Source organism: Mycobacterium sp., assembly GCF_035570115.1.
In the GTDB taxonomy this organism is placed as follows: Bacteria; Actinomycetota; Actinomycetes; order Mycobacteriales; family Mycobacteriaceae; genus Mycobacterium.
The window spans coordinates 1-9,240 of the sequence record NZ_DATMLH010000022.1; the positions used below are offsets into that span (position 1 = coordinate 1).

General features: G+C 65.5%; 9 protein-coding genes and 3 pseudogenes. 7 read left to right on the forward strand and 5 right to left on the reverse strand.

The annotated features are described in order from the left end of the window. Positions 1 to 36: 36 nt before the first annotated feature. From VNW74_RS31820 to VNW74_RS01415, 5 genes and pseudogenes are all read left to right on the forward strand, one after another. Positions 37 to 237 (forward strand): annotated as a pseudogene (locus tag VNW74_RS31820) (cytochrome P450); the annotation flags it as partial. A gap of 137 nt (positions 238 to 374) precedes the next feature. After that, positions 375 to 485 (forward strand): annotated as a pseudogene (locus VNW74_RS31825) (hypothetical protein); the annotation flags it as partial. Between the two features lie 45 nt (positions 486 to 530). Then, a complete protein-coding gene (locus VNW74_RS01405) occupies positions 531 to 653 on the forward strand; it encodes a hypothetical protein (RefSeq protein ID WP_325674820.1) in 123 nt (40 codons plus the stop codon). Between the two features lie 55 nt (positions 654 to 708). Continuing rightward, the gene (locus VNW74_RS01410) at positions 709 to 885 is read left to right on the forward strand and encodes a hypothetical protein (protein WP_325674821.1); all 177 of its coding nucleotides are present in this window, start codon (positions 709 to 711) and stop codon (positions 883 to 885) included. An 80-nt stretch (positions 886 to 965) separates the two neighbouring features. Continuing rightward, entirely contained in the window at positions 966 to 1,733 is a 768-nt protein-coding gene (locus VNW74_RS01415) for a class I SAM-dependent methyltransferase (protein WP_325674822.1), read from the forward strand. 117 nt (positions 1,734 to 1,850) lie between these two features. Here the strand turns inward: VNW74_RS01415 and VNW74_RS01420 are convergent. Both VNW74_RS01420 and VNW74_RS01425 read right to left on the reverse strand, forming a co-directional pair. Then, positions 1,851 to 2,027: pseudogene (locus VNW74_RS01420) on the reverse strand (nitronate monooxygenase); the annotation flags it as partial. Positions 2,028 to 2,037: 10 nt separating this feature from the next. Next, positions 2,038 to 2,790 carry a 3-hydroxyacyl-CoA dehydrogenase gene (locus VNW74_RS01425; RefSeq protein ID WP_325674823.1) on the reverse strand — a complete coding sequence of 251 codons (753 nt, stop codon included), beginning with the start codon at positions 2,788 to 2,790 and terminating at the stop codon, positions 2,038 to 2,040. Between the two features lie 130 nt (positions 2,791 to 2,920). Between VNW74_RS01425 and VNW74_RS01430 the strand changes: the two genes are divergently transcribed. Continuing rightward, on the forward strand, positions 2,921 to 4,066 hold the full coding sequence (locus VNW74_RS01430) for a thiolase family protein (protein ID WP_325674824.1): 1,146 nt from the start codon (positions 2,921 to 2,923) through the stop codon (positions 4,064 to 4,066). Next, the gene (locus VNW74_RS01435) at positions 4,063 to 4,830 is read left to right on the forward strand and encodes a crotonase/enoyl-CoA hydratase family protein (protein WP_325674825.1); all 768 of its coding nucleotides are present in this window, start codon (positions 4,063 to 4,065) and stop codon (positions 4,828 to 4,830) included. The genes VNW74_RS01430 and VNW74_RS01435 overlap by 4 nt, the downstream gene beginning before the upstream one ends. A 205-nt stretch (positions 4,831 to 5,035) precedes the next feature. On the opposite strand, the gene VNW74_RS01445 is transcribed toward VNW74_RS01435, so the two are convergent. From VNW74_RS01445 to VNW74_RS01455, 3 genes are read right to left on the reverse strand one after another with little or no spacing between them, the layout of a single operon-like run. Next, positions 5,036 to 5,860, reverse strand: a complete 825-nt coding sequence (locus VNW74_RS01445; protein ID WP_325674826.1) for an alpha/beta fold hydrolase — start codon at positions 5,858 to 5,860, stop codon at positions 5,036 to 5,038. After that, the gene (locus VNW74_RS01450) at positions 5,857 to 7,458 is read right to left on the reverse strand and encodes a long-chain fatty acid--CoA ligase (RefSeq protein WP_325674827.1); all 1,602 of its coding nucleotides are present in this window, start codon (positions 7,456 to 7,458) and stop codon (positions 5,857 to 5,859) included. Before VNW74_RS01450 ends, VNW74_RS01445 begins: the two co-directional genes overlap by 4 nt. 14 nt (positions 7,459 to 7,472) lie before the next feature. Next, the gene (locus VNW74_RS01455) at positions 7,473 to 9,188 is read right to left on the reverse strand and encodes a PHA/PHB synthase family protein (protein ID WP_325674828.1); all 1,716 of its coding nucleotides are present in this window, start codon (positions 9,186 to 9,188) and stop codon (positions 7,473 to 7,475) included. Between the last annotated feature and the right edge of the window lie 52 nt (positions 9,189 to 9,240).

The window sequence follows — 9,240 nt, forward strand, 5'->3', positions numbered from 1 at the left end:
TCCGCTCAAGCCGGGACCAGCGTCGTCAACTACCTCTTGGAGATCATCGCCGAGCGGCGCGCACACCCCAAGGACGATCTGATCAGCGCGCTGATCACCGTCGGCATCGACGGGCACCCGCTGAGCACCGAAGAGGTGCTCGACACCGCATTCCTGCTGTTCATCGCCGGCCTGGACACCGTCACGAACCAGCTCAGCGTCATCTTCCATCACCTGGCACGCCACCCCGATCTGCAGCATCACCTACGCAGTTCTCCAGAGGCCATACCGGCCGCGCTCGAGGAGCTGCTGCGCGTCTATCCCATCGTTCCGCCCGCCCGAACCCTGACATCGGACTACACCCTGGACGGAATCGAGATGAAGACGGCGACACGGTGCTGCTCGCGGCCAGCGCGGCCAGCCGGGACCCCGCAGCCTTCGACGATCCCGGTGAAGTCCGCCTCGACCGCGGTGCCAGCTGGACCACCGCGTTCGGTTTGGGCCCTCATCGTTGCCTGGGTTCGCATCTGGCGCGCCAAGAACTTCAGATCGTGTTGCAGCTGATGACCGAGATGATGCCGCCGTTCGCCCTGCCGTCGGGCTTCGAACCCAAGTGGCATACCGCCGGCAACGTGTGGGGCATCGGGGCACTGCCCCTGAGGTTCCTGGCGTGAGGCCCAGCCCGCACGTGCGGCTGTGCTCCGGTGGCGCCGAACCAGACCGCCATGCGTGCGCGCCCCGGGACCAGCCGGCGGCGCCGTCGGCGACGGCTACCCGCGCACTGCTTGCGCGCCCAGCAACCCACGACGCGCTCACACGATGACCTCGACCCCGGCTGAACGCGTCGCGGCGCCGGTCCGCGAAATCGGTGGGTTCTTCGCCATGTCCCTGGACACCCTGGTCTAGCACGAGCCGGCGGTCAGCTGCCGCGCTCGTGGGATGGCGAACGACCAGGAGGCAACCGCGTGGCCGGAGACCGTAGCTACATGATGAGTCCGGCTGGTGCGGCCGGCGAAAGCGCCCGGCTCCACGAACTACAGAAGGCCAATGATCCGTTCACGATCAAGCGCTTGGAAGCGATCGGTGTCGGCGAAGGCTGGCGGTGCCTCGAGGTCGGAGCCGGCGGCGGATCGATTGCCCAGTGGCTCGGTCGCCGCGTCGGTTCGGGCGGCTCGGTGGTGGCCACTGACATCGACGTGCAACGCCTGCACGGCCTCCCTGCGACCGTGAACGTGCGCCGCCATGACGTCTCGCGCGAGGATCTGGAACCCGCCGCCTACGACCTGGTGCACTGCCGCTTCGTGCTGCAACATCTTGCCGACCCCGTGGCGGCGTTTCGCCGCATCGTCGCAGCGGTGGCACCCGGTGGGTGGGTGCTCCTGGAAGAAGGCGACCTCGGGTTGCTGGAGTTCGCCGGTGCCGCAGAGTCCGCCCGGGCATCGGTCGTCGTGCACGACGTGTTCGCGCGGTGGCGAGCCGCGGGTGTCGTCGACTCATACTGCGGTCGCCGACTACCCGGGCTCGTCGCCGCGCTCAGCCTCGAGGGGTTTGGCGTCGAGGCTTACACGCCCACGGGTCGCCCCGGCGAGCCGTCCTATGAGACGTTTCGCCAGGCGTGGCCCACCACCCGGGCCGCCGCGGCGGCGGTAGGCCTCGGCGAGGATGACTTGACGTGCGTGGACGAGGCTTTCGCACGGTCCACGATGATGGTCGGCATCACCACGTTCGCTGCGTGGGGCAAGGTCCCGCGATGATCGCCGGGGCCGTTCGCTACCCCGGCTGCCGCCGAGCTCAGCGCACCTATAGCCATTCGACGGGCCGCGTAGCCGTTCGACGCGCCGCGTGGTGTTCGCTGCGTAGGGTCGGGCCTATGCGATCTCGTGGGCCAGATCGGCCGGCGTCGGCTGTGTGAGCGCCGTGATGAAGCCCAGTGCACCCGAGTTGGCCACGGCCGCCACGAGTTCTGCGCGTCCAACCCACTGCATACCGCCTTGGGCGATCGGATGTTCGACGCCGAAGACCTTGGTGAATTTCGTCGACAGAGTCATCGCCGGCCGCCTACCGGGGGGCCATGCGGATGGCGCCGTCGAGTCGGATGACCTCGCCGTTGAGCATCGGGTTCTCGACGATGTGCACCGCGAGTGCCCCGTACTCGTCGGGGTCACCGAGGCGGGCCGGGTGCGGCACCTGGGCACCCAGTGAGTGTTTGGCCTCCTCGGGCATACCCGCCAGCAGCGGGGTGTCGAACAGGCCGGGAGCTATGGTCATCACGCGAATGGCCTTGTCGGCCAGGTCGCGGGCGATCGGCAAGGTCATGCCGACCACGCCGCCCTTGGACGCCGAGTACGCGGCCTGTCCGATCTGTCCGTCGAACGCCGCTACGGAGGCGGTATTGATGATCACGCCGCGTTCCTCACCGACCAGATCCGTCTTGGCAATGCGTTCGGCTCCCAGGCGCAGCACGTTGAAGGTGCCAACCAGGTTGATGTTGATCACGCGGGCGAACAGATCCAACGGGTACACCCCCTTTCTCGAGAGCACCCGGATGGCGTCGCCGGTGCCGGCGCAGTTCACTACGACCCGCAGCGGACCCATCCCGTCGGCGATGTCCAGCGCCGCGGTCACCGCGTCGGGGTTGGTGACGTCGGCGGCCGCGAAGCGCACTCTGTCCCCCAGTCCGGTCGCTACGTCCTCGCCCGTGATGTCGAGAACGACGACGTGCGCGCCGCGGTCGAGGAGACGCTTCGTGGTCGCCAAGCCGAGACCGGAGGCACCCCCCGTGACGATGGCGACGGCATCTTTGATGTCCACTCGGATAGTCCTTTCATTCACTTGGTAGGCCGACCGTCGACCACCCCTCATATCTATCTTAGACAGATATCTGTATCCTGAATCAGAGCCAGACCCGTATGTCCTGAATCAGCGTCTCAAGGAGAACTACATGGCCCAAGCAGTCATCGTCGAGGCGACGCGCTCTCCGATCGGTAAGCGCAACGGTGGCCTATCTGGTGTGCACCCGGCCGACCTCTCGGCCCAAGTGCTCAACGCACTCGTGCAGCGCGCCGGTATCGATCCCGAGATCGTCGATGACGTGATCTGGGGTTGCGTCGGGCAGACCGGTGAACAAACCTTCGACATCGCCCGCACCGCCCTTCTGGCGGCCGGGTGGCCCGATAGCGTGCCGGGGGTCGCCATCGATCGCCAGTGCGGGTCGAGCCAGCAATCGGTGCATTTCGCCGCGGCCGGTCTGGTCGCGGGACACTACGACGTCGTCGTCGCGGGCGGCGTGGAGTCGATGTCGCGGGTGCCGATCGGGGCCACGCTCGCGGCGGGCGGCGACCCATTTCCCGACTCGTTCATCACCCGCTTCGGCGGGCGTCCCAACCAGGGCATCGGTGCCGAGATGATCGCACAATCATGGGGCTTCGACCGTACTGCGCTCGACGGATTCTCACTGGGATCACACGAAAAGGCGGCCGCTGCACAGGATTCCGGGTCATTCGATGATGAGATCGTCGGCATCAAAGACCAAGACGGCAACCTCGTGCTCAAGGATGAAGGCATCCGCCGTGGCGGCACCATCGAGAAGATGGCCACGCTGAAGCCGGCCTTCAAAGACGACGGGGTGATCCACGCCGGTAACGCTTCGCAGATTTCCGATGGCGCGGCCGCGCTGCTGCTGATGACCGCTGAAAAGGCGAAGTCGCTGAGCCTCAAGCCTTTGGCACGGGTACACACGGCAACGGTGGCCGCCGCGGATCCGGTGATCATGCTCACCGCGCCGATTCCGGCGACGCAGAAGGCGCTGAAACGCTCCGGCCTTCGAATCGAAGACATCGGGGTCTACGAGGTGAACGAGGCCTTCGCCCCCGTTCCCTTGGCGTGGCTCAAGGACATTGGAGCCGAGGAGGAGAAACTGAACCCGAATGGCGGCGCGATCGCGCTTGGCCATCCACTCGGCGGCTCCGGTGCCCGCATCATGACCACGATGCTGCACTACATGCGTGACAGGGGAATTCAGTACGGGCTGCAAACGATGTGCGAGGGTGGCGGTCAGGCCAACGCGACCATTCTGGAGCTGGTGTGAGCGCCGAACCCGAGGTTCTCATCGAGCGCAATGACCGGATCCTCATCGTTACGATCAACCGGCCCGGGTCGAAGAACGCCGTCAACGCGGCGGTCAGCCAAGGCCTTGCCGACGCGATGGACCGCCTCGATGGCGACCCCGGACTGTCAGTGGCCATTCTGACGGGCGCTGGTGGGTCCTTCTGTGCCGGTATGGATCTCAAGGCTTTTACCCGGGGCGAGGACGTGGCCATCGAGGGCCGCGGTATGGGTTTCACCGAGCGGCCCCCCGTCAAGCCGCTCATCGCGGCGGTCGAGGGTTACGCGCTGGCCGGTGGTACCGAGTTGGCGCTGGCAACCGACTTGATCGTCGCGTCGAAGGATTCCGTGTTCGGAATCCCCGAGGTGAAGCGTGGGTTGGTGGCGGGTGGTGGCGGTCTGCTCCGCCTGCCGCAGCGGATCCCGTATCAGATCGCGATGGAGTTGGCGCTGACCGGTGAAAACCTGCCGGCTGTGCGCGCCTACGAATTGGGTCTGGTCAACGTGCTCGCCGACCCCGGCACCGCTCTCGGGGCGGCGATGACGCTGGCCGAGAAGATCACCGCCAACGGGCCTCTCGCGGTGGCCGCGACCAAGCGTGTGATCGTCGAGTCGCGCGGCTGGGCGCCAGGCACGGTGTTCGTAGAGCAGGCGAAGATCATTGGACCGGTGTTCACGTCGCACGACGCCAAGGAGGGCGCGATCGCCTTCGCCGAAAAGCGTCCGCCGCAATGGATTGGCGCGTGACCACCGTGGCGCGCAGCTCGCTCGCTACCAGTTGCGCATTGACCTGGTCGTCCGCCGATTTGGCGTCGGGCGCCTCGTGTTCGAATTTCACGTCCAGCACCCGCTCGACTGTGTTCAGTGTGGTGTCGACGGCGGCGAGGTGCAGCACGTCGTCAGTGCGGGCGCGTGCTGGCCAACTTCTGAGCGTCGATGCGTTGCAGCGGCCTCACTGCGGAGGGTTCGTGAGGAAGCCGTCGATGATGGGCGCCATCTTCTCGGGGCTATCAAGCAGAACCAAGTGCCCTGCCTCTTCAACGATTTGAAGTGCTGAGCCCTTGATGAGGCGGTGCAGGATCAACTGATTCTTGGTTTTGACGATCGGATCGTCGCCACCGCCGAGGATCAGCGCATCACTCTTGATGAGCGGGGCGATGGCGAAGGTAGAGAAGGTACTGGCGGCCACGAGTTGGAAGGCGTATCCCGGCCAACTCGGTGGATGGCTCATGCGCGCGGCCACCTCACCGTCGACCAATTTCGGATCCCGCCGTAACCTGCCGCCGTAGGTATCCGCCGCGATCTTCCGCAGGTAGTCGGGGGAGTAATACCGCCGCGGCGTGAGCAGTCGGGCAGCAACGCGGAGATCTGCTGGCACGCACAGGACTCCTGGGCCCGTACAGGCCAGCACGAGCCTGTTCACGACGCGGGGGTGCTGAGCGGCCAGCTGCTGGGCCAACAGCCCGCCCCATGAATACCCGAGCACGTCTGCGCGGGAGAGTCCGAGCTTGCGCATGAGCAGTCGGACGAATAGCGCACTGTGCGCCATCGTCGGCGGGAACCACGGCAGCGAGGACGCACCCGTGCCGGGGAAGTCGAACGACACGAGCTGACGGCCGGGGAGCAGGAGGCGCTCGGTAAGGGGCTGCCACATGTCGAGGTGACCCCCGATACCCATCAGCAGGACCAACGGCTCCCCGGTCCCCTGGGTCCGGATACGCACCCGCGCTGGCCCTACGTGAACGGTCCGGCTGCTATCGGCTTCGCTGGACGTCACGACGACGCATCCCTTGCGCGAAGCACCTTCTTGTCGAACTTGCCGACGGCGGTCTTGGGCACCTCGTCGATCAACTCGACACGATCGGGCAACTGCCAGCGGGCGAACCCGCTCCTCTCGAGGTGGCGATGCACCTCGTCGGAGCCGACATGAGTTCCAGGGTGCGCCACGACGTAGGCGACCGGCCGTTCCACCCATTTCGGATGGGGGACCGCGATGACCGCGGCCTCTAGCACGTCCGGCATGGCCATGATCGCAGCCTCCATGTCGACCGACGAAATCCACTCGCCACCCGATTTGATGAGATCCTTTGTGCGGTCGGCGATCACGAAGTAACCATCTGACGATCCGATCGCAACGTCACCAGTGACGAACCATCCGTCGCGGGTGAAGTCATCGGCTCCATGACCGTGCAGGTATCCGTCGGTAACCCACGGCCCCCGTACCTCGAGCGCGCCCATCGACGTCCCATCGAAGGGCACCTGAGAACCGTTCCCGTCGCGCAGCCGCACGAGCACACCAGGCAGCGGAAGCCCGGCATGCCGGCGCGCTGCGTCGGTGATGGTCTCCTTGGGCCAGTCCTTCATGCGGTGCTGGGGCCAGGCCACGCTCGCCAGCGGCGAGGTCTCCGTCATGCCCCAGGCCTGGACGATGGGAATGCCGAGTTCGTCGAGATAGCGCTCGATGAGAGCCCGCGGGGGCTGGCTACCTCCGGAAATGATGTGGCGAATGTCTCTGGCTGGCTCCGGACGGTTCATGAGCTCCTCGGCGACACCGGCCCAGACGGTGGGCACCGCTGCGCTCACCGACACTCGCTCAGTCAGTAGTAGGTCCACGAAGGGACCGGGTTCCAGCGCACCGCCGTAGAACACCAGCTTGGCTCCCACGCCAACAGCCGCATAGGGCAGACCCCAGGCACTCGCGTGAAACATGGGAACCTGGGGCAGCACGCAGTCGCTCGGTCCCACCGACATGCCGGCACCGGACGTCACCGCCAGCGCATGGAGAAACACCGACCGGTGAGTCGACAGGACGCCCTTTGGCCGTCCGGTGGTGCCGGAGGTGTAGCACAGCGACGCAGCCGACCACTCATCGAGGGTCCGCGCAGCGTATTCCGGGCTCGCGGCGGCAAGAAGCTGCTCATAGGCGAGCACGTTCGGGTCGCTGGCCGCGGTGGCGTCGTCGGCCAGCACCACGATGTGTCGCAGTGACGGCACCCGCGGCGCGGCCTGTTCGATCAGCGGCAACAAGTCCGGATCCACCAACACGACCGTGTCCTGCGCATCGCTCATGATGAAGGCCAGTTCGTCCGCAGAGAGCCGGAGGTTGAGTGTGTGCAGCACTCGGCCAGAGCACGGCACCCCGAAGTAGGCCTCCAGATGCCGGTAGCTGTTCCACGCGAGTGTCGCCACGACCGCGCCTTGGGGCACGTCCAAAGCGTCCAGCGCGTTCATCAACTGCCTGGCGCGCGCGGAGAACTCGCCGTACGTGTAGCGGTGCAGGGCACCGTCAGGAAGGCGGCTGACCACCTCGGCGCAACGGTGGTGTGTCGCGGCGCCTTCAAAGAGCAGCCACGTCGTGAGGGGCACATCCATCATGTCTGCGGCATCCCCTACTCGCGTACGTACTCGCCGGGAGCCTCCGCCAGCGGCGGGAAGGCCTCGCTGCCCAGTGCGTTCGGGCGGGCTCGTAGCACACCGGAGCGCTTCTTGCTCCAGACCGCCCAGTCCTCCCACCAAGAACCCTGATGCCGGTCGGCTCCCTTCAGCCAAATCTCCGGATCCAACACATGCTCGTCGTTCGTAAAGTACGTGGCCTTGGGGTTGCCCGGCGGATTGATCAGTGCCTGAACGTGGCCGCTGTTGGACAACGCGTAACGCACGTTTCCGCCGAAGTGCTGGGTCGCGGCATAAGCCGACTGCCACGGCACGAGGTGATCGGTGCGAGCACCCACCACGTACATGTCGTTCTCGACTTTCCGCAAGTCGACAGGCGTGCCGAGGACACTCGAACGACCAGGGTTGACCAAGGCGTTATTCAGCCAGATGTCCAGGAACGTCGCGTGCAGTGCGGCTGGCATGTTGGTGGCGTCGTCATTCCACGCAAGCACGTCGAATGCCGGTGGGTTCTTGCCGAGCAGATAGTTGGAGACTACGTAGTTCCAGATGAGGTCATTGGGTCTCACGAAGGCGAACAACTTCGCCAAGCTCTCCCCGCTGAGCACCCCCTTGTTGCGAGAACGGGCCAGAGCGGCTTCGACCGTGCGTTCACTGGCGAACATGTTCAGCGTGCTGTTCTCGTCGCTGTCGATGAGGGTGACGCCGAGAGTGGCGGCATTGACCAGCGATGGTTCGGTGACGGCGAGGTGGGACAGTACCGCCGAGGTGGTCATTCCGCCGGCGCAGAATCCCGCGATGTTCGCGTTCGGTGCGCCCGTCACCTCCTCGGCGATGCGAATGGCTTTCACGCAGGAGGCGGCATAATCGTCAAGATCCCAATCACGTTGCCGCGGTGTGGGATTCCGCCACGAAATGCAGAAGACCTGGAGTCCTTGACTAACCGCGTACTCGACGAAGCTCCGCTCCGGAGCGAGATCGAGGAAGTAATACCGGTTGATTTGAGGCGGAATGATCACCGTCGGCACGGCGTGGACCTTCGGGGTGCTCGGTGCGTATTGGATCAGTTCGAACATCGGCGATCGGTAGACCACGGCACCGGCAGTAGCGGCGGTGTTGACACCGATCTGGAAGGGACGGGTGTCGACCTGCGATGGCATGCCTCCGTTGTGCATCAGATCGTGCAGGAAGTGGCGTCCACCGTCGGCAACCGACTTGCCGCGTGTCTCCACCAGGGTGCGCAGTGCCGTCGGATTGGTCAGCAAATTGTTGGTCGGCGCCGTCGCCTCAGTCACCTGCATCAGCGCGAACCGGGCACGATCGGCCGACTTGGCGTCGAGGTTGAGGTTGTCGACTGAGCCCATCACACTGTCGCGCGTGACCAGGTACGACTGAACGACCCTGCGCCAGAGCGGAGAATCATGCCACGCCGGGTCCGCAAATCTGCGGTCCTTGGGATCGGGCTTGACCTCCGATTTGCCAATGATCACACGCGCCTCGTCGGCCGCCCAACCGCCGACCGAGTCGATGAGCACCCTGGGACGGCGCACGAGCGCCTGGGCCCACCGCGCCGCGGCATTGGCGACTTGGCCTGGGGTCAGACCGACGAATGGATTGGCACCACGGACCGCTTCCACGGTCTCCTCGGTATCCGGAGGCGAAGCGGTCGGCTTGACGATGCGAAAAGTCTGGCCCGTAGGCGGTGTGGTCACTTCATGTTCCTTACGTAGGCATCGGCCATGTACTTCTCCCTGAGACGCTGAT